General features: G+C 68.8%; 17 protein-coding genes and 1 pseudogene. 8 read left to right on the top strand and 10 right to left on the bottom strand.

Annotated elements, in window-relative coordinates; translation table 11 throughout:
• Positions 1-184: 184 nt before the first annotated feature.
• Positions 185-451 (top strand): hypothetical protein, encoded by a 267-nt coding sequence (locus ACWD01_RS06290; RefSeq protein WP_039658197.1) that lies wholly within the window; start codon positions 185-187, stop codon positions 449-451.
• Entirely contained in the window at positions 448-840 is a 393-nt protein-coding gene (locus ACWD01_RS06285; RefSeq protein WP_351067002.1) for a PIN domain-containing protein, read from the top strand. The genes ACWD01_RS06290 and ACWD01_RS06285 overlap by 4 nt, the downstream gene beginning before the upstream one ends.
• A gap of 166 nt (positions 841-1006) precedes the next feature.
• Here ACWD01_RS06285 and ACWD01_RS06280 read toward each other — a convergent pair whose 3' ends face one another.
• From ACWD01_RS06280 to ychF, 5 genes are all read right to left on the bottom strand, one after another.
• A complete protein-coding gene (locus ACWD01_RS06280) occupies positions 1007-1753 on the bottom strand; it encodes a hypothetical protein (RefSeq protein WP_451158638.1) in 747 nt (248 codons plus the stop codon).
• A gap of 514 nt (positions 1754-2267) precedes the next feature.
• Entirely contained in the window at positions 2268-3911 is a 1644-nt protein-coding gene (locus ACWD01_RS06275) for a type I restriction-modification system subunit M (RefSeq protein WP_451158636.1), read from the bottom strand.
• Positions 3908-5353, bottom strand: a complete 1446-nt coding sequence (locus ACWD01_RS06270; protein ID WP_451158634.1) for a restriction endonuclease subunit S — start codon at positions 5351-5353, stop codon at positions 3908-3910. Before ACWD01_RS06270 ends, ACWD01_RS06275 begins: the two co-directional genes overlap by 4 nt.
• Positions 5350-8952 (bottom strand): type I restriction endonuclease subunit R, encoded by a 3603-nt coding sequence (locus tag ACWD01_RS06265; RefSeq protein ID WP_451158632.1) that lies wholly within the window; start codon positions 8950-8952, stop codon positions 5350-5352. The genes ACWD01_RS06270 and ACWD01_RS06265 overlap by 4 nt, the downstream gene beginning before the upstream one ends.
• A gap of 353 nt (positions 8953-9305) precedes the next feature.
• The gene (ychF, locus tag ACWD01_RS06260; RefSeq protein ID WP_451158630.1) at positions 9306-10394 is read right to left on the bottom strand and encodes a redox-regulated ATPase YchF; all 1089 of its coding nucleotides are present in this window, start codon (positions 10392-10394) and stop codon (positions 9306-9308) included.
• Between the two features lie 205 nt (positions 10395-10599).
• Here ychF and ACWD01_RS06255 point away from each other — a divergent pair, with 205 nt between their 5' ends.
• Entirely contained in the window at positions 10600-11157 is a 558-nt protein-coding gene (locus ACWD01_RS06255) for a DUF6542 domain-containing protein (RefSeq protein ID WP_451158628.1), read from the top strand.
• A gap of 98 nt (positions 11158-11255) precedes the next feature.
• Here ACWD01_RS06255 and ppgK read toward each other — a convergent pair whose 3' ends face one another.
• Positions 11256-11996 carry a polyphosphate--glucose phosphotransferase gene (ppgK, locus tag ACWD01_RS06250; RefSeq protein ID WP_451158626.1) on the bottom strand — a complete coding sequence of 247 codons (741 nt, stop codon included), beginning with the start codon at positions 11994-11996 and terminating at the stop codon, positions 11256-11258.
• Between the two features lie 30 nt (positions 11997-12026).
• Entirely contained in the window at positions 12027-13031 is a 1005-nt protein-coding gene (locus ACWD01_RS06245) for a 4-hydroxy-3-methylbut-2-enyl diphosphate reductase (RefSeq protein ID WP_451158624.1), read from the bottom strand.
• 87 nt (positions 13032-13118) lie between these two features.
• Between ACWD01_RS06245 and ACWD01_RS06240 the strand changes: the two are divergent.
• From ACWD01_RS06240 to ACWD01_RS06225, 4 genes and pseudogenes are all read left to right on the top strand, one after another.
• Positions 13119-13706, top strand: a pseudogene (locus tag ACWD01_RS06240) (APC family permease); the annotation flags it as partial.
• Positions 13707-13918: 212 nt separating this feature from the next.
• Positions 13919-15127 carry an exodeoxyribonuclease VII large subunit gene (gene xseA / locus ACWD01_RS06235; RefSeq protein WP_451158622.1) on the top strand — a complete coding sequence of 403 codons (1209 nt, stop codon included), beginning with the start codon at positions 13919-13921 and terminating at the stop codon, positions 15125-15127.
• A gap of 57 nt (positions 15128-15184) precedes the next feature.
• Entirely contained in the window at positions 15185-15424 is a 240-nt protein-coding gene (locus tag ACWD01_RS06230) for an exodeoxyribonuclease VII small subunit (RefSeq protein WP_451158620.1), read from the top strand.
• A gap of 126 nt (positions 15425-15550) precedes the next feature.
• On the top strand, positions 15551-16141 hold the full coding sequence (locus tag ACWD01_RS06225) for a malonic semialdehyde reductase (protein ID WP_451158618.1): 591 nt from the start codon (positions 15551-15553) through the stop codon (positions 16139-16141).
• A 91-nt stretch (positions 16142-16232) separates the two neighbouring features.
• Here ACWD01_RS06225 and ACWD01_RS06220 read toward each other — a convergent pair whose 3' ends face one another.
• The gene (locus tag ACWD01_RS06220; RefSeq protein ID WP_451158616.1) at positions 16233-16826 is read right to left on the bottom strand and encodes a DUF4245 domain-containing protein; all 594 of its coding nucleotides are present in this window, start codon (positions 16824-16826) and stop codon (positions 16233-16235) included.
• Between the two features lie 118 nt (positions 16827-16944).
• Here ACWD01_RS06220 and glpX point away from each other — a divergent pair, with 118 nt between their 5' ends.
• On the top strand, positions 16945-17976 hold the full coding sequence (glpX, locus tag ACWD01_RS06215; RefSeq protein WP_356892513.1) for a class II fructose-bisphosphatase: 1032 nt from the start codon (positions 16945-16947) through the stop codon (positions 17974-17976).
• 78 nt (positions 17977-18054) lie between these two features.
• On the opposite strand, the gene ACWD01_RS06210 is transcribed toward glpX, so the two are convergent.
• Positions 18055-18408, bottom strand: a complete 354-nt coding sequence (locus ACWD01_RS06210; protein WP_451158614.1) for a WhiB family transcriptional regulator — start codon at positions 18406-18408, stop codon at positions 18055-18057.
• 186 nt (positions 18409-18594) lie between these two features.
• On the bottom strand, positions 18595-19287 hold the full coding sequence (locus ACWD01_RS06205; RefSeq protein ID WP_451158612.1) for a DUF1707 SHOCT-like domain-containing protein: 693 nt from the start codon (positions 19285-19287) through the stop codon (positions 18595-18597).
• Positions 19288-19389 lie beyond the last annotated feature (102 nt).

The raw sequence follows: 19389 nt of genomic DNA, 5'->3' as shown, positions 1-19389 counted from the left end.
CTGGCGCCCCAGGACCCAGCAAGGCATTCATCGCTAATCCGCTCTTTCCAGCGAATATCGACCCAGCTTCACCCGCGGCCCTGGGCCCACCGAGCCCCCTCACCGCACGCGCTCGCACCCCAACGCTCGCTGGCGCGTGAAGCGCACATCGACACCGGAGGCCATACCGCACTATGGTTAATGTATGGCTACCAAGAAGGTGACTATCACCCTCGACGAATCCCTGGTCGAAGCCCTGGCCGGAGCCGCCGAGGAAGAAGGCATCCCACTCTCCCGCCTCGTCGCCGGAGCAGCCGAACGCGAGCTGCGCCTGCGGGCCGGCCGGGCCGTCATTCAGGAGTGGCAGGCCGAGCACGGCGCCTTCACCCCGGAAGAGCTCGCCGCCGCCCGCGCGGATCTGGCCGCCGCCGACGCCGAATACCTCAGCAATCCGGGAGCCTCGGCCGCGTGAACATCCCCTACCTGTACGACGCCGGGGTCCTCATCGCCATCGACAATGACGACCGGCGCATGTGGGCCCGACACAGCCTGGCCCTGGACGACGGACGGGACATCCACGTCCCGTCCGTCGTCGTCAGCCAGGCATGGCGGGACTCCCGCCGCCAGGTCAGACTCGGCAAGTTCCTCGCCGGATGCCACGTCGTACCCGTCGGCCTCGAAACCGCCAAGACCGCAGGCATCCTCTGCGGCAAGGCCGGCACCTCCGACATCGTCGACGCCACCGTCGTGACCATGGCAGCCAGCCTCGGCGCCATCATCTGGACCTCAGACCCGGACGACATCCGCACCCTCATCGACGCCCAGGACATCAAACCCGCCCCGGTCATCCGCACCGTCTAGCAACCAATGAGCTCCTACGACCAGCCTGCGAGGGGATCCGGAGAGGCAAGGGCTGATGCCCGCCAGGTCGGCCTCGCGCATCAGCTACTCGACCCGTATGGGCTCACAGCGCGCACCTTCGCAGCTGAGACGCCCGAAGACGAATTCGCAGGGATCGAAATCGCGATTATTCGTTCGACGCCTGGTTGATCTCCACCTGCGCTTCCGAATTCTCGGTCAGAGCCGGGGCCGGAATCGGATGTGCTGGGGGCTTGGACGCGTCCCCCTCCAGCGCATATGCGAGCGCGAGCGCAATCCGCTCGATCCAGTTCAGCGCGTCCGTGACATCAGCCTCGCCAATCGGGCGGCGCTGCTTGAGGTCGCCGTCGATCAGATCCGCGTCGTGTGCGATCTGGTTTCGACGGCGGAGCAGCAGGACGTACTGGCCGCGCAGCCGTTTTTCGTCGTATGAAGTCCGGTACTGGCTCCACCGGTTGACCCACTTCGCCGCCTCCCGCCACACCTTGACATCGGTAACGAGCGCCATCACCTTCGCGATGGCGTCCGGGTTCTGCAGGGTCTGGTGGGCGATGTCCTGGCGCACCCGTTCCGCGACCACCTCGGCTGTGGTCGTCTCGCCCCGCTGCACCTGCTCCACGCAGTGCAGCGGCAACGGGTATTCACGCAGCTTACGCGGCATGTCCGGATCGTCCTTGGCAGCTTCCTCGGCGACCCGGCGCAACACCTCTTCCTGTACCCAGTGTTCGAGGGCGGCGATGGACTGCACCCAGGCGGCCCGGTAGAAATCGGCGGTGTCGATACCCTTGGGGCTGAGCACCTCCAGCGCCTGCCCGGCTCGCACCATCTTGCGTGCGTACGACAAGTTCGTGACGAACGATTCGAACTGACGGGTCTGGGGGTGCGCGATGGCCATGCATACCTCTGTACGGCGCGTAGGGAGAACGGAGAACTCCGGAACGTGGACTCCTGATGTTCCCTGTACTGCACAGAGGTCGGTCAAGCGGCTTTTCGGATCACGGTCGGTTTGTGGCTCGATCCGATCGGTTCAGCTCCGGATCCGGCCCTTCACTCCCTTACAGCAGGCTTCTGGAGCGCTCCGCGATACGTACGGGGTCGGCCGGCTCGCGTCGAGGCGTCGGCTCAGCGTTCTGGGCGATCAGCCCAGAGGCCAGGCCACTACCGGAGCCGGAGACGACGTAGGAGGCTTCGCCGTCGACGCTGTCCCAAAAGAGGTGGCTGGATCGGCCCAGAGATGTCCGCCGTGATGGCTGTGGCGACTGCTCCATCATCGAGCCAGTGCATCGTAGGGACTTCGGCATCGCCACCTCTGATGGAATGCCGACAGTAACCGCGCGAGAAAGCCGAGGGCCGCAAGGCACTCGGCATTGCGGCCCTCCAGGGCGGTGACGCCAGCCTTCCGGCCATCGTCAGCCCTCTTCGGCCTCCGGTACATCAACATCCGCGCCCAAGGACTTCGCGATGGCCGTGAACTCGGCCAGGGCGGACTGAAGATCGCGCACGATCTCCTCGGCGATGACCTCCGGCTCCAGGTCGCTGTCCGCGTCCTCCAGGGCCGGGTCCTTCATCCACGTGATGTCGAGGTTGATCTTGTCGCGCCCGATCAAGTCCTCGTACGCGTACGGCTTCCAGCAGCCGTTCTCGTCCTCGTCCGCGACGCGGGCGGTCAGCGGCTCACCTGCCTTGTATCGGGCGACGAAGTCGTCCAGGTGGGCACGGGTCAGCGGGCGCTGCTTCATGGTGAAGTGCTGGCCGGTGCGGAAGTCGTAGACCCAGGTGACGGTGGTGTGCGGTTTGCCGTCGGCGCGCGGGGGCTTCTTGTCGAAGAACAGGACGTTGGCCTTGACACCGCCCGCGTAGAAGATGCCGGTGGGCAGGCGCAGGATCGTGTGCAGGTCGAACTCGTCGAGGAGCTTGCGGCGAACCTTCTCACCCGCGCCGCCCTCGAAGAGGACATTGTCCGGGAGGACTACGGCGGCCCGACCGTTGACTGCCGTCAACGACATGATGTGCTGAAGGAAGTTGAGCTGCTTATTGGTCGTGGTGGCGGTGAAGTCGTCGCGGTCGTACTGGACGTCCTCCTTCTCCACCTCGCCGTCCTGGCCGATCACGGTGATCGCGGACTTGCGCCCGAAGGGCGGGTTGGCGAGGACGAGGGAGGCATGTCGTCCGCTCGGCTTCTCAGCGAGCGCGTCGCCGACGTCGATCAGGCTCGGGCCGTCGCTCTTGCCGATGCCGTGCAGCAACATATTCATGGCGGCAAGGCGGGCGGTGCCGGTGACCAGCTCGTTGCCCCAGATCTTGGACCCGCTGTCGTACGCCTTACGGGCGTCGATGTCCATGTCCCGGACGTGGTGCCGGGTGACGTACGCGTGCGCCGCGATCAGGAAGCCGCCGGTACCGCAGGCAGGGTCGGTGATGGTGTCGTTTGGGCCCGGCCGGGTCACGTCCACCATGGCATCGATGAGCGCGCGCGGGGTGAAGTACTGGCCGGCGCCGGTCTTGGTGTCCGAGGCGCCCTTGGCGAGCAGGCCCTCGTACGCGTCGCCCTTGAGGTCGGTCCCGGTGACCGTCCACTCCTCGCGGCCGATCAGCTCGACGACCAGCTTTTCGAGCAGTGCGGGCTTGGTGATCCGGTTCTGGGCGTCGGCGAAGATCGTGCCGATGGTGGTGTGGGGCTTGCGGCCCAAGTGCTCCAGGATGGCGCGGTAGTGCGCTTCGAGCTCGGGACCGCGCTTGCTGACTAGCGACTTCCAGTTGTAGTCAGCGGGCACAAGGTCGCTGAGGTCGCGGCCACCCCACTCGTCGTTCTCGATCTCGTCGACCATCTTCAGGAAGAGCAGGTACGAGAGCTGCTCGACGTACTCGATGGTGGACATGCCGTTGTCACGGAGGACGTTGCAGTAGTTCCAGAGCTTCGCGACCAGCGTGTTGGTCTGCGCGGCAGCCTTCTTGGACTTCGGCGTCTCGGTGAGGGGGACGTTGTCGACCGAGGGCGTGGCAGCGTCGTCCGCGGTGGTCTCGGTGGCGGTATCGGATGCGAGCGCGGTCACTGGACGAACAACTCCTGCTGAACGGAGGCGGAGGGGGCGGGGGTTGGAGCGGGGGCGGCCTTCGCCGCCGCAGCGGTCGCCTTACGCGGGCGCGCGGTCGGCTTGGCCGCCTTGCGGGCAGGTTTGGCGGCCTCGCGCTCGGCGGCGATGCGGTCGAGGAGGGTGACGGCGGGCTCGTCGGCGGGGTCCTGGGCGACCAGGCCGCCAGAGAACGCCTTCCGGAGTAGGCCGTTGCGTAGGCTGCCTCCCCGCCGCCGAGCCTTGACCAACTCCGCAGCCAGCCGTGAAATACGCTCGCGCTCATCTGCCACACGCTGAACAATTCTTTTCTGAACTTCCAGCGCGGGGACCGAGATCTCAAAACCTTCGATAGCCGCTTGATCAATCTTCGGCATCGAGCCAGCGAGACCCTTCGCCCTTCCCTTGAAGTAAGAGCGCCCCCGCTTGCTCTGCAACTCAAGAAGCACGAATTCGGGCATAACTCGCGAGTTAAGGCGTACTCGAATCAGCAAGTCCGGGAAGATGGCCCAATTCCGAGCACCGGTGAACAATGCCGCCGTACCCACAAGCTCGGGAGTATTGGAACGCTGGATCAAGAGGTCCTGCGGCTCCAGCCACAGCCCCTTCACTCGATCGCGATCAGCAACGGTCAGCTTCGTGTTCGCGTCACTAAATTCACCGCTCGTAACGGCGGTCAGACTGAGTGTGCGCACACCATTTGGGTCGATGGTCGCCTTCGCTGAATGACCATTGCGCAGCGGTTCACTGAGGACGTTCCCCAGAAGCATCTTCGGAGAATCGGACACCGAGCAAAGCGCAGAGTCAACAACGGCACGGAGGAGCGTCTGCGACCGCCTCAATCCCTGCTCGACGGAAGCCGCGGCCGCGTCGAGTCGGGAGAGCTGCTCTTCGAGGGCCTCGACGATGCGGTGCTGTTCGGCGAGCGGCGGAACCGGAACCTTGATGCGCTTCAAAGACGCACCAGAGATTCCCGCTTGCCCAGCAGATGTCTTGACTTGGCCTCGCACTTGCTCACGAACCTGCGACGACGCCCACGCATAGGTAAGGAACCGGGAGTCCACAACATCGGAAGGCACGCGCACCCGGATCAGCTTGTCGGGATAAGCAAGTTGGGGTGCCCCCTCCGGAACCCTGGCCCCCGCTCCTACGTATTCGGGGTTTCCGTTGTACCGAGTGAACAGCAGGTCACCGGGAACAGCATCACCCGCCTGATCCAGCACTTCTCGCCAGTCCAACCCGGTGTACCTCAGGTCGGCCAGACTGAGCCGCATCGGCCTAACAGCACCGATCCGAAGAATCGGCGTACCGTTCGGCTCCGCGCCGGGGCGTGACACGTACATCCCATTCTTGACGGACGAAGCGATCTGTCCGAGTTCCGCCCAGACCCACCCCTCCGGCAACTCTCCCATTCCCTCGCTCAAGCCAATTCCCGATTCAGCTCGTCCAACAGTTCCAGCGCCTGATTCCTGCCGCCAAAGGCGTTCGCGAAGCCCGAGCCACCGCCCTTCTCCGAGAACGGCATGTGGCCGAAGTCCTCGCGTTCCATGCCCAGGTCGACCACGATCGCGTCCTTGATCCGGCGCAGCCACCACAGCTGGTCATCGGTGAATTCCGCACCCGCCTGGCTCTGCCGCAGCAGCCAGCCTTCGAAGCGCTCCTCGACCACCGTACGGTACGGGCGCAGCTGGTCGTCCGCGCCGAGCGTGTAGCGGACGAGGTTCATGAGGTCGCCCAGGCCGGCCGTCTTCGACAACGACTCGGTCGCCTCGCCGACCAGCTCGTAGTGGTCCCAGATGACCTTCGGTGTCCAGGTCCGCTTGGTCGCTTTAATAGAAGCCATCAGTTCCTTCAGGTGGGCCCGCGCCTCTTGCGGCCGGACCCGAGATCCGCTGCCGAGGATCACCTGGAGGGCGATCGCCTCCGCCGCCGCCTCATCGCGCTTGCGGCTGTCCAGGAGCTGGCGCCATTCCGCCAGTTCCTTCGCCGCCCGCTCCTCCCTCGGGACCTCGTTCATCTTCAGCGTGACCTCGGTCGTCGCGTCGTACGTGAGGTCGTGCTGCTGCTTGATGCCGATGATCAGCTTCCGCAGTTCCGGGTGGGTGGTCAGGGTCTCGACCGAGTCATGGACCAGCCGCCGCGCGCGGTCCGCGCCGCCCTCCCGGTATGCCCGGTCCTGGGTGTCGACGTCCACCGCGTCGGTGATCTTCCGGACCATGTCCGCGAGTGGCACCCCGCCCGACGCCTGCTCGATCCGCTCCCGCTCCTCCTTGGTGAGCTTGCGGTCGAGCCGGGCCAGCCGGCGCCCGAGCGTCTCGGCCTGCTCGGCCGTCAGCGAGCGGCTGCCCGCCTTGTCCATCAGCTTGGCCAGGCTGAGACTGCCGCCGTCCGGCGGCAGCATCGGGCGGGTGTCGACCAGCGGCGAGGCGGTGACGCCCACCGCGTCGACCAGGACGAAACGGTCCTTGGCGAGGTCGGCGACCGGGTCCGGGGTGACCGCCTTCAGGTCGTCGGCGTCGATCGTGCGGGCGCCGCGGCCCTTCATCTGCTCGAAGAGGACGGGGCTGCGAACGGCCCGCAGGAATATCACGCACTCCAGGGCCTTGACGTCCGTACCTGTGGCGATCATGTCGACAGTGACGGCGACCCGCAGCAGCGGCGAGTTCCGCAAGTCGTTGACGAGCTGCTCGGGGTCGTCGCCCTTGTCCCGGGAACGGTAGGTGATCTTCTTGGCGAAGGCGTCTCCACGGCCGAAGACCTCCTTGACCTGCTTCAACACCTCGTCCGCGTGATCGTCGCTCGCCGCGAAAACCAGTGTCTTGGGCAGTTCGGTCCGGCCCGGGAACCAGCGCTGCCAATTGTTCTTGTACGCGGTGAGGACGGCCCGAATCTCGTCCTCGGCGATCACTGTGCGGCCGATCTGGCCGACCGTGTACGTGAAGTCCTCGTCCAGCTCCTCGTAACGCTGGGCGCGGGTCTTACGGTCGCGGATACGGACCGTCGTTCCCTTGTCGATCTTCGCGCCGCCGTCCTCCCGTATCGAGGAGTCCATGGTGACCACGTCGAAGTCAACGTTGACGCCGTCGGCAACGGCCTGTTCGTAGGTGTACTCGGAGACCATGTTGCCGTCGAAGAAGCCCTTGGTCTGCCGCGTCGGGGTGGCGGTGAGGCCGACCAGGTGGGCGTCGAAGTAGTCCAGGACACCGCGCCACAGGCCGTAGATGGAGCGGTGACACTCATCGATGACGATCAAGTCGAAGGACTCGATCGGGACGGCCGGGTTGTACTCGACGGTGACCGGGCGGTCGGTCATGTAGTTCTCGTCGAGAGTGGAGGAGTCCTCGCGGTCCTCTGCCTCGGCGGTGTCCTCCAGCGGCTCGCCCTTGAGGAGCGCGTACATGCGCTGGATGGTGGAGACGACGACGGAGGACGTCTCCTGGAGACCGGACCGGCCGAGCGAGTCGACGTTGTAGAGGTCGGTGAACTTGCGGTTCTCGTCCGGTGCCTTGTAGCGGTCGAACTCGGCCTTGGCCTGGCGGCCGAGGTTGTTGCGGTCGACGAGGAAGAGGATGCGGCGCGCACGCGCGTGCTTGAGCAACCGGTACGACTCGGTGACTGCGGTGTAGGTCTTGCCCGCGCCGGTGGCCATCTGGATCAGCGCGCGCGGCTTGTCCTGGGCGAGTGAACTCTCCAGGCCGACGACCGCCTCTTCCTGCGCGGTACGCAGGTCGTGCGACTCCAACACCGGCAGCGCGGTGCGCAGGGCGGCCCGGAAGGTGGGGGTGTCCGGGTGCTCGGTGGCGCGCTTCATCCAGGCCGCGAAGGACTCCGGGCGGTGGAAGGCGAAGACCGGGCGGGAGCGGGCGTGCGGGTCGAGGCGGTTGAGGAAGAACGTCTCGGCGCCGGTGGTGGCATAGCGAAAGGCGAAGGGTTCCTGCTCACGCCAGACCGCCATGGAGTGTTCCTTGAGAACGCCGCCCGCATACCGCTCGTTCTGCGCGAGGGCGCCGGCCAGGGCGGTGCCCTCGCGCTTGGCCTCGATGACGCCGACGATCATGCCGTCGACGTAGAGAACGTAGTCGGCACGGCCGGTGGCCAGGGTGAACTCGCGGACCGCGACGCCCTGCGAGGCGAGCGGGTTGAGGTCGCCGTAGTTCTGGACCGTCCAGCCCGCCTGGGTGAGCATCTCGTCGATGCGGACTCGGGCCTGCACCTCGTTCAGCGGCTCGGGCTTCTGAGCGCGCTCGACGATCGCCTCACGGGCATTGACGGTGACCGGCCGGGGCTTGAGACGCGCCTGGTCATAACGGTCCTGGTAGGCACGCCGGAGCCGCTCGATTTCGTCCCGGTGTCGGGCTACCTCCGCCTCGGACTCGGCACGGGCCCGCTCGGCCGCCTCGGTCAGCCGCTCGGCCTCCTCCCGGCCACGTCGCTCGGCCTCCAACCGGTCACCGACCTGGCTGAGGCGGGTTTGAGACTCGGCGAGGGTGCGCTGGTAGTGGCCGAGTGCCTCGCGAAGCTCGGCCAGCTCAGCGGATCCGCCCGGCACCTCGCTCGGCAGCTGGGGCGGCACGAACGCGGCGATCTCTCGTACGTTGTCGATCGCGCGGGAGAAGAACTGGCCGAGTTGGAAGCAGAGTTCGACGGCCTTGAGAGCCTTGCTGGTGTCGAAGAGGTGGTTGTGCGCGGCGTCGTTGCGCCCACGGCGGAGCGTATCGAAGGCATCTCTGGTGCGGCCGGGGAGCAGGCCGGCGCGCTGGAGTCCGGCCAGCCGGTCGATCTGCCGGGTTCCCTCGATGCGCACCCCGGCCCGCTGCACCAGCTCCGCGGCGAGCAACTCGCCGAACTGGCCGGAGGCGACGTACGAGACGTTGGGGTTGGTGAAGACGGACTGCTCGGCCTGCGCGCCATAGATTGCCAGCAGGGGCTGCATCGCATAGAGCCGCCCGAAGTTGGGCGACTTCCGAGCCGCTGCCTTCAACTGCTCCGGGACTTGCTCACGACGCCGTGCCTGCCCGCTCATACGCTGCCGCTCCTCGACCAGGCCACATCCGGCCCTCACCTGTGACAAGACCTCTCAGCCTATGCCCAACCAAGCGCTCCGCTCTGGCAAATGAACCGATCACGACAAGATCGACGGCCCCACAACCGCCCACCCTCAAGGGTTCGCGTGCGGTCGGAATTCCAGCACGGGACAGCATCCCGGGGGGCGGCCACAAGTGCCGACAGGTGCTCCGATCCGGCCCTCTGGGGCAGCGTCCAGCGCCCATTGCACCGTCCGACCCTCGCCGGAGCCGCAAAAGGGCCCGTCTTGTATTGACGGGCCCCTCTTGACCTGCACCTTTACAGAGCGGGAATTTTTGATTGAAACTTCAATTAAACATTGAAGCGGAACTCCACCACGTCGCCGTCCTGCATCACGTAGTCCTTGCCCTCCATGCGGGCCTTGCCCTTGGCGCGGGCCTCGGCCACCGAGCCGGTTTCGACCAGGTCGGCGAAGGAGATGACCTCGGCCTTGATGAAGCCCTTCTGGAAGTCGGTGTGGATCACGCCGGCCGCCTCGGGGGCCGTCGCGCCCTTCTTGATGGTCCAGGCGCGGGTCTCCTTGGGGCCTGCCGTCAGGTAGGTCTGGAGGCCGAGGGTGGCGAATCCGACGTGGGCGAGGGTGGCGAGGCCGGGCTCCTCGGCGCCGACGGACTGGAGGAGTTCGAGGGCGTCGTCCTCGTCCAGCTCGGCGAGGTCGGCCTCCAGCTTGGCGTTCAGGAAGATCGCCTCCGCGGGGGCGACCAGGGCGCGCTGCTCGTCCTTGAAGACGTCGTCCGTCAGCTCGTCCTCGTCGACGTTGAAGACGTACAGGAACGGCTTCGTCGTCAGCAGGTGCAGGTCGTGGAGGAGCTCGGCCTTCTCCGAACCCTGGACGATGCCGTGCGTGAAGAGCGTGTCGCCCTTCTCGAGGATCTCCTGCGCCGCCTCGACGGCCGCGACCTTGGGGGCCACGTCCTTCTTGATGCGCGATTCCTTCTGCAGCCGCGGCAGGACCTTCTCGATGGTCTGCAGGTCCGCGAGGATCAGCTCGGTGTTGATCGTCTCGATGTCGTCCTTCGGCGAGACCTTGCCGTCGACGTGCACGACGTTCTCGTCCTTGAAGGCCCGGATGACCTGGCAGATCGCGTCCGACTCGCGGATGTTCGCCAGGAACTTGTTGCCCAGGCCCTCACCCTCGCTCGCGCCGCGCACGATGCCCGCGATGTCGACGAAGTCGACCGTGGCGGGGAGGATGCGCTGCGAGCCGAAGATCTTCGCGAGGACGGCGAGGCGGGGGTCGGGGACCCCGACGACGCCCACGTTCGGCTCGATGGTGGCGAACGGGTAGTTGGCCGCCAGCACGTCGTTCTTGGTCAGGGCGTTGAACAGGGTCGACTTGCCGACATTCGGCAGACCGACGATTCCGATCGTGAGCGACACGTTGGCGACTTCCTGACGTGGAGAGTGTGAGAGTTGCGGACCGGCGGGCGGCCCTCACAGCCCGGGAAGGTGGGGCCGATCCCCCAGTTTACGGGCGGCGTGCGCGGCCCTGCGACGGCCGCCCGGAGTCGAACGCAGCACCAAGGTCGTCCAAAGGGCGTGTCTAGTGCCGGTTTCGTCCCTCCTGTCGACCTACGTTGTGCGGGTGGAGCAGCACAGGACAGGTCGCCCCCGGCCCCGGCAGCAGCCGCAGGCCCCTCTTCCGGCGCCCGGCACGCTCGCCGACGCCACCGTCTACCCGGTGTCCGCCCGCCCCCCGCGGCCCGTCCCCCCGCTGGTGCTGGCGCTGCGCCGGCTGCCGAACCCCCGGCTGACCGGGCTCGGCGCGGGGCTGTTCAGCGCCGCCACGATGCTGGTCCTCGGCGGCCTCGACCAGCTGCTGTTCGACGGCTCCTCGATCGTCTACGGGCTGCTGTTCCTGCCCGTCAGCGCGCTCACGGCGCTGTGGGTCCGCGAGGCCGACCTGGTCAGTGCGCCGATCATCGTGCCGATCGCGTTCACCGTCGGGATCGTGCCGATCTCCGGGGGCAGCGGCGGGTTCGGCGGTCAGACGATGGCCGTGGTGACGGCGCTCGCCGTGCACGCCGGGTGGCTGTACGGCGGGACGCTGGTCGCCGGCGTCATCACCTGCGTACGGAAGGTGCGGACGATGGGGCGGCGCCGGCGCCGGGGGCCTACGGGCGGCGCCGGCCGGCGCGGCTGACTCCCGGACCCCGCGCCGCAGACTGCCTGCCCCTGATCGCTGACCACCGGCCCCGCCGCCCCCGGCCCATGTCCTACCGCCCGGCCCAGGCCCGCGTCCTACCGGCCCGCCGCCGCCATCGCCGCTCCGACGATGCCCGCGTTGTTCTGCAGCTCGGCCGGGACGATCTCCGCGCGCACGCCCTCGATCAGGGGCAGGAACTTCTCCGACTTGCGGCTCACCCCGCCGCCGACGATGAACAGCTCCGGCGAGAACAGCATCTCCACATGGGCCAGGTACTTCTGCACCCGCCGCGCCCAGTGCTGCCAGGTGAGGTCCTCGTCATCCTTGGCCTTGGTCGACGCCCGCTTCTCCGCGTCGTGGCCGTGCAGCTCCAGGTGGCCCAGCTCGGTGTTGGGGACCAGGCGGCCGTCGACGAACAGGGCGCTGCCGATGCCCGTGCCGAAGGTCAGCAGGATGACGGTGCCCTTGCGGCCGCGGCCGGCGCCGAACGTCATCTCGGCGACGCCCGCCGCGTCCGCGTCGTTCAGGATCGTGACGGGCAGGCCGCCGAGGCGTTCGCCGAGCAGCGAGGCGGCGTCCCTGTCGACCCAGCCCTTGTCCACGTTGGCCGCGGTGCGGGTGATGCCGCCGGTGACGACGCCGGGGAACGTGATGCCGACCGGGCCGGTCCAGCCGAAGTGACCGACGACCTCCGCGACGCCGTCGGCGACGGCGTCCGGGGTCGACGGTTGCGGTGTCAGGACCTTGTGGCGCTCCTGCGCCAGATCGCCGCGATCCAGATCCACGGGAGCGCCCTTGATCCCGGATCCGCCGATGTCCACTCCGAAGACGTTCATGGACACAACGTTAGAGGGAGGAGCTGAGCGTCACTGCCCGGACGGCCGACTCGACAGCTCGGCGGCCTCCGCGCGCAGGTCGCGGCGGAGCTCCTTCGGCAGCGAGAAGACGATCGACTCCTCAGCCGCCTTCACGATCTCGACGTCCTCGAAGCCGCGCTGCGACAGCCACTCCAGCACCCCCTCGACCAGCACGTCCGGCACGGACGCGCCCGAGGTGACGCCGACGGTGGAGACGCCGTCCAGCCAGGCCTCCTCGATCTCGTCCGCGAAGTCGACCAGGTGCGCGTCCCTGGCGCCGGCGCCGAGGGCGACCTCGACGAGGCGGACCGAGTTGGACGAGTTCTTGGAGCCGACGACGATGACGAGGTCGGCCTCCGCGCCCATCTGCTTGACGGCGATCTGACGGTTCTGCGTGGCGTAGCAGATGTCGTCGCTGGGCGGCGAGACCAGGCCGGGGAACTTCGTCTTGAGCGCGTCGACGGTCTCCATCGTCTCGTCGACGGAGAGCGTGGTCTGGGAGAGCCAGACGACCCGGTCGGGGTTGCGGACCTCCACGTTGGCCACGTCGTCCGGGCCGTCGACCAGGGTGATGTGCTCGGGGGCCTCGCCGGAGGTGCCGATGACCTCTTCGTGGCCCTCGTGGCCGATCAGGAGGATGTCGTAGTCCTCCTGGGCGAACCGCACGGCCTCCTTGTGGACCTTGGTGACCAGCGGGCAGGTCGCGTCGATGGTCGCGAGCCTGCGCTGTGCCGCCTCCTCGTGCACGGTCGGCGCGACGCCGTGCGCGGAGAACATCACGATCGACCCCTCGGGCACCTCCGCCGTCTCGTCGACGAAGATCGCGCCCTTCTTCTCGAGGGTCTGTACGACGTACTTGTTGTGGACGATCTCGTGGCGTACGTAGATCGGCGACCCGTACTGCTCGAGGGCCTTCTCGACGGCGATCACGGCACGGTCCACACCTGCGCAGTAGCCGCGCGGGGCGGCGAGGAGGACGCGTCGGGCAGGAGGCGTAGCAGTCATGCCCCCCATCGTAAGGCCGCGTCGCGGACCTGATTGGTCGGCCGCGGCCCGCAGACTGGGCGGCACGTGACCGGCAGGTGAGCGAGGGAGCACGTGATGAGGCGAGCCGCCGCGCCCGTGACCGGCCACGATCCGGCCCCCGGCCACGGCGGACTGCGGCGCACCCTCGGATTCCGCGATCTGGTCGTCTACGGGCTGCTGTTCATCGCCCCGATGGCACCGGTCGGCGTGTTCGGGACGCTGGACGCCAGGTCGGGCGGGGCGGTCGCCCTCGTCTATGTCGTCGCCACCGTCGCCATGGCTTTCACGGCGGCGAGCTACGCACAGATGGTGCGGGTCGCGCCGCTGGCCGGCTCGGTGTTCACGTATGCGCGCAAGGGGCTCGGCGAGGGGCCCGGTTTCATCGCCGGGTGGATGGCGATGCTCGACTGTCTGCTGATCCCGGCAGTCGCCCATCTCTTCTCCGGGATCGCGATGGAGGCCCTGGTCCCCGGGGTCGACCGGTGGGTGTGGACGGGGCTCGCGGTCGTCGTGACGACGCTGCTGAACCTGTGGGGCGTGCGGGCGGCGGCACGGGTCGGCTTCGCGGTGCTCGCGATGGAGATCGTGGTGCTGCACGCGAGCGTGGTCGGCTGGTTCGTGGTGCGCCGTGGGGACGGCACGCCGGACTGGCTGCGCCACCTGGTGGTTCCGGTCCTGGGCGCGTGCGTGCTGATCGCGGTGATCGTGGAGGCGGCGGGCTCGGCGCAGGTGGTGGGCGCGGTGTGGCCGGCGGTCGGGCTGGCCGTGCTGTCGGTGCAGCGGGGGCGGCGAGGGCGGCGAGGCGGGTAGCCGGCCGGGGGCAGCGTTTCGCGAACGGCCGGGGGTTGTCGGAGGCGGCCGATACGCTCGCCCCTATGGCTCTCAACACGTCCGCGGAATCCCCTCTGCCGGTCGGCGAGGTGTCACGGCTCATCGGCGGGTGGATCGACCGGCTCGGCGCGATCTGGGTGGAGGGGCAGATCACCCAGCTGTCGCGGCGGCCGGGCGCCGGTGTCGTCTTTCTGACGCTGCGCGACCCGTCGTACGACATCTCCGTCAGCGTCACCTGCTTCCGGCAGGTCTTCGACGCCGTCGCCGACGTGGTGTCCGAGGGCGCCCGCGTCGTCGTGCACGCCAAGCCGGAGTGGTACGCGCCCCGGGGGCAGCTGTCCCTGCGGGCGGTCGAGATGAAGCCGGTGGGCATCGGTGAACTGCTCGCGCGGCTGGAGCAGTTGAAGCGGACCCTCGGCGCGGAGGGCCTGTTCGCGCCCGAGCGGAAGAGGGCGCTGCCGTTCCTGCCGCACCGGGTCGGCCTGGTCTGCGGGCGCGCGTCGGCGGCCGAGCGGGACGTACTGGAGAACGCGCGCCGCCGGTGGCCGCACGTGCGTTTCGAGGTCCGCAACGCCGCCGTGCAGGGTGTGCACGCGGTGACGCAGGTGGTCCAGGCCGTCAAGGAGCTGGACGCACTGGACGACGTGGACGTGATCATCGTGGCGCGCGGCGGCGGCAGCGTGGAGGACCTGCTGCCGTTCTCCGACGAGCAGCTGATCCGCGCGGTGGCCGCCTGCACGACGCCGGTCGTCTCCGCGATCGGCCACGAGCCCGACGCCCCGCTGCTGGACCTGGTGGCCGACCTGCGGGCCTCCACGCCGACGGACGCGGCGAAGAAGGTCGTGCCGGACGTCGGCGAGGAGCTGGACCGGGTGCGGCAGCTCCGGGACCGGGCGCTGCGCACCGTGCAGGGGCTGCTGGACCGGGAGGAGCGCGGTCTCGCGCACGCGCTGGCCCGGCCGTGCATGGAGCGCCCGCAGCGGATGGTGGACGAGCGCGAGGCCGAGGTGGACGCGCTGGTCGCCCGCAGCAGGCGGGTGCTGGGCCATCTGCTGGACCGCGCCGACTCGGAGCTGGCGCACACCCGGGCCCGGGTCGTCTCGCTGTCGCCGGCGGCGACGATGGAGCGGGGGTACGCGGTGCTTCAGCGCGCCGACGGCACGGTGGTGCGCTCGCCGGACGAGGTGAGCGCCGGGGACGCGCTGCGGGCGCGCGTCGCGGAGGGCGAGTTCCCGGTACGGGTCGCCGAGTGACGTCCCCGGACGGTCACCGCGGTTCCGTTGTCGTATCTCATACATAGGGTGGATGGCATGGCTGCCAAGACGGAAGAGGCCGCGCTCGGTTACGAGCAGGCGCGGGACGAGCTGATCGAGGTCGTACGCCGGCTGGAGGCGGGCGGTACGACGCTCGAGGAGTCGCTGGCGCTGTGGGAGCGCGGCGAGGAGCTGGCGAAGGTGTGCCGCCACTGGCTGGAGGGCGCCAGGGCCCGCCTCGACGCCGCGCTCGCGAAGCCCGAGGAGCCGGGCGCGGACGGGACGGGCGACGACTAGAGCGGCCCTTCCCGGGCGGCGGCGTGAGCTGCGCCACAATCCCTAGGTAGTTGAAATTTAATGCACTCGGGGGCGGTTGGAAGCGCCCGTAAGGCATTTTCAACCGACGCGGAAGGCACGCCCCAGATGTCGCTCGTTCTTGACCCCGCCGCCCAGGACCTCCTCTTCCGTGAGGCCCGCACCGCCAACACGTTCACCGACGAGCCGGTGACCGACAAGCAGGTCCAGGCGATCTACGACCTGGTCAAGTACGGTCCGACGGCGTTCAACCAGACGCCGCTGCGCGTCGTGCTGGTCCGCTCCCCCGAGGCCCGTCAGCGTCTCGTGTCGCACATGGCCGAGGGCAACCAGGCCAAGACCGCCGCCGCCCCGCTGGTCGCGATCCTGGCCGCCGACAACGAGTTCCACGAGGAGCTCCCGGTCCTGTTCCCGCACTTCCCGCAGGCCAAGGACGCCTTCTTCAGCGAGCGCCCGGCCCGCGAGCAGGCCGCCGGGATGAACGCCGCCCTCCAGGCCGCGTACTTCATCATCGGCGTCCGCGCCGCCGGCCTCGCCGCCGGCCCGATGACCGGACTCGACTTCGCGGGCGTCCAGAAGGAGTTCCTGGACGACGACCACACGCCGCTGATGGTCGTCAACATCGGCAAGCCGGGCGAGGACGCGTGGTACCCGCGCTCCCCGCGCCTGTCGTACGAGGACGTCGTCACCACCGTCTGAGCCCCCGCGCGCAGACACAGAGCAGACACCGGAAGGCCGCCGCACCCGTCAGGGCGCGGCGGCCTTCCGTCGTAAGCCGCGCAGCCGTGGGTCAGGAACCGGCGGAGGGCTTCGCCGACGGGGTGCCCGCCGCGCCCTCACCCGCGCCGTCCACGCCCTCGGACGTCAGCGCGGCGGCCATCTCGGCCAGCCGGTCCTGCTTCGCCGTGCCCATCACGACCGTCGTCGCCCCGTCGGCGCTCAGCACGAGGGCGTCGTACTTGGGGCCCTCCCAGTACTGCCACGTCTCGCCGTCCACCTGCCGCGTCCGGTCCGTCTTCACGGCGTCGCGGGTGACCTCGCGGACGTACTTCTCCGGGGACCCGGCCGTGGACTGCTCGACCGCCACGTACTCGTTGTCGGGGTCGAGGAAGCCGAGGTGCCAGGCATAGGCCTTCGCCCGCTCGAAGGTGACCGACGTCGCCCGCCACTCCGCGCCCAGCCCCTCGGGCGCCGCGACCGGGTACGGTGCTGCCCGCTGCGCCGTCACGAGCTCGACGCGGTAGTCGACGGCCTTGATCGGGTCCTTGTGCTCGTCGTGCGGAACGAGCATGTAGATGCCCGCCACGACCACGCCGATCACCGCCATGGACTGGAACATGCCACGGATCGTCTGCTTGCCTCGCATACCTGCCACGCCCCCCATATTCGCATCCGGTAGATGTGCTCAGACGTGGCCCCCTCTGCTCATTTTGTCGACGTACCGATAGAGTCGCCCCACCCTCTTTACTTACGGCCGTCGTCGTACAGAAAGGTGCGCTCCGATGACCGAGAATCATCTGCCGTCCCCGCTCGAGGTCTCTCCCGAGGCCCCCGACCGCAACCTCGCCCTGGAGCTCGTGCGGGTCACCGAGGCCGCCGCCATGGCCGCCGGCCGCTGGGTCGGGCGCGGCGAGAAGAACGGCGCCGACGGCGCCGCGGTCAAGGCCATGCGGACCCTCGTCTCCACCGTCTCGATGAACGGCGTCGTCGTCATCGGTGAGGGCGAGAAGGACGAGGCCCCGATGCTGTTCAACGGCGAGCGGATCGGCGACGGGACCGGCGCCGAGTGCGACATCGCCGTCGACCCGATCGACGGCACGACCCTGGCGGCCAAGGGCATGCCCAACGCCATCGCCGTGCTGGCCGCCGCCGACCGCGGCACCATGTTCGACCCGTCCGCCGTGTTCTACATGGACAAGCTGGTCACCGGCCCGGAGGCCGCCGACTACGTCGACATCAACGCGCCCGTCTCCGTCAACATCCGGCGGGTCGCCAAGGCGAAGCACTCGTCCCCCGACGACGTCACGGTCGTCATCCTCGACCGCCCGCGCCACGAGGGGATCGTCAAGGAGATCCGGGAGACCGGCGCGCGGATCAGGTTCATCTCGGACGGTGACGTCGCCGGCTCGATCATGGCCGTCAAGGAAGGCACCGGCGTCGACCTGCTGCTGGGCATCGGCGGCACGCCCGAGGGCATCATCTCGGCCTGCGCCATCAAGTGCCTCGGCGGCGTGATCCAGGGCAAGCTGTGGCCGAAGGACGACGACGAGCGGCAGCGCGCGATCGACGCGGGTCACGACCTGGACCGCGTCCTGAGCACGAACGACCTGGTCTCCGGGGAGAACGTCTTCTTCGTCGCCACCGGCATCACGGACGGCGAGCTGCTGCGCGGCGTCCGCTACCGCGCGGAGACGGCGACCACGCAGTCCCTGGTGATGCGCTCCAAGTCCGGCACGATCCGTCAGATCGACTCGACGCACCGGCTGTCCAAGCTCCGCGCGTACAGCCAGATCGACTTCGACCGCGCGCAGTAGGCGGCTCACGGAGCCGGCAGGCACAAGGAAGGGGCGCCCTTGTGCGGGGGCGCCCCTTTCCGTACGGTCGGGATCGAATCAGGCCGCCGACGCCGGCTTCTTCAGGTCGGCGTCGCGCCGCCTGCGACGGGCCAGCGCCACGCGGCGCTCGGCCGCCGTGAGGCCGCCCCACACGCCGTACGGCTCGGGCTGGAGCAGTGCGTGCTCCCGGCACTCCACCATCACCGGGCAGCGGGCGCAGACCCGCTTCGCCGACTCCTCCCGCGCCAGCCGTTCGGCCGTGGGCTCCTTGGACGGGGCGAAGAACAGGCCCGCCTCGTCACGGCGGCACACCGCCTCCGCATGCCAGGGGCCCGCCTCGTCCTCCCGGGCAGGATTGCGCTGGTGCGGCACGGCGGCGACCTGCAGGGACTGATGCGGCAGTTGCAGCACGGTCTACTCCTGACGACGGGATTCGCGAGCGAGAGACGATGCCCCAGTCCCTACCCGCTGTGTGCACGCCTATGCACTGAGTGGCACTGAGTTCCGACGCACGGACTTGCGGATCGGCGCCCGCGGCGCGAAAGCGCCCCTCGTGCGGCCGCGCCCGTGCGCGGCCGCCTCCCGCCCCCGGTCCCGTCAGCCCAGGTGCTTGCGCATGCGGTCGTGGAGATCGGAGATGCGCCGGCCGCGCTTGGGCTTCGCCTCGACATTGCCGAAAACCGTGTAGCCGTTGACCACGACCACCGGCGCCTCGGGATCGGCGGCCTCCAGCGTCACGACCTCGAAGTTCCCGAAGATGCCGGTCCCGCTGCCGCGCAGCGAGATGTTCTCGGGGACCCGCACCTCGACGTTGCCGAAGATCGCGGTCGCGTTGATCACGGAGAGCCGCTGGCCGTAGAGCGCCTCGGTGAGGTCGATCTCGATGTTGCCGAAGAGGGAGAAGGCGTTCGTCCTGCGGCCGACCCGCCAACGGCCCTTGCGCGTCGAACTGGAGAAGACGGCGACGAGGTTCTCCGCCGGGCCGCCCGGATCGCCGCTCTCGTCGTAGGCCCGCGCGGCGGCGCTGTCGGGACGCCGGCCGGCGGCGGGCAGGTCCCGCACGATCGGTGCCAGCTCGCCGACGGTCTTGGCGCGGTAGACGGCGTCGATGCGCTCCGAGTGCTCCTCGGCGTCCAGCCTGCCCTCGGCCAGGGCCTCCCGGAGGATGTCGGCGATCCGGTCGCGGTCGGCGTCGGAGGCACGGATGGCGCCGGCCGTGGCCGGCGGGGCGGACGGCTTCTTGGACTGTCCGCGGTCCGGGTCCGCTGAATCATGCTTGTCGAGGTCCACGGCACCACACTAGCGAAACGCGATAGATCGCGACTAGGGGCACACGCCGTCGCTCACGGCCGTGCCGCCCTTCTTGTCCGGTTCGAAGTGAGCCTTACCTCA

The organism is Streptomyces sp. NPDC002835 (assembly GCF_053591995.1).
This window is presented reverse-complemented; position numbering and strand designations above follow the sequence as displayed.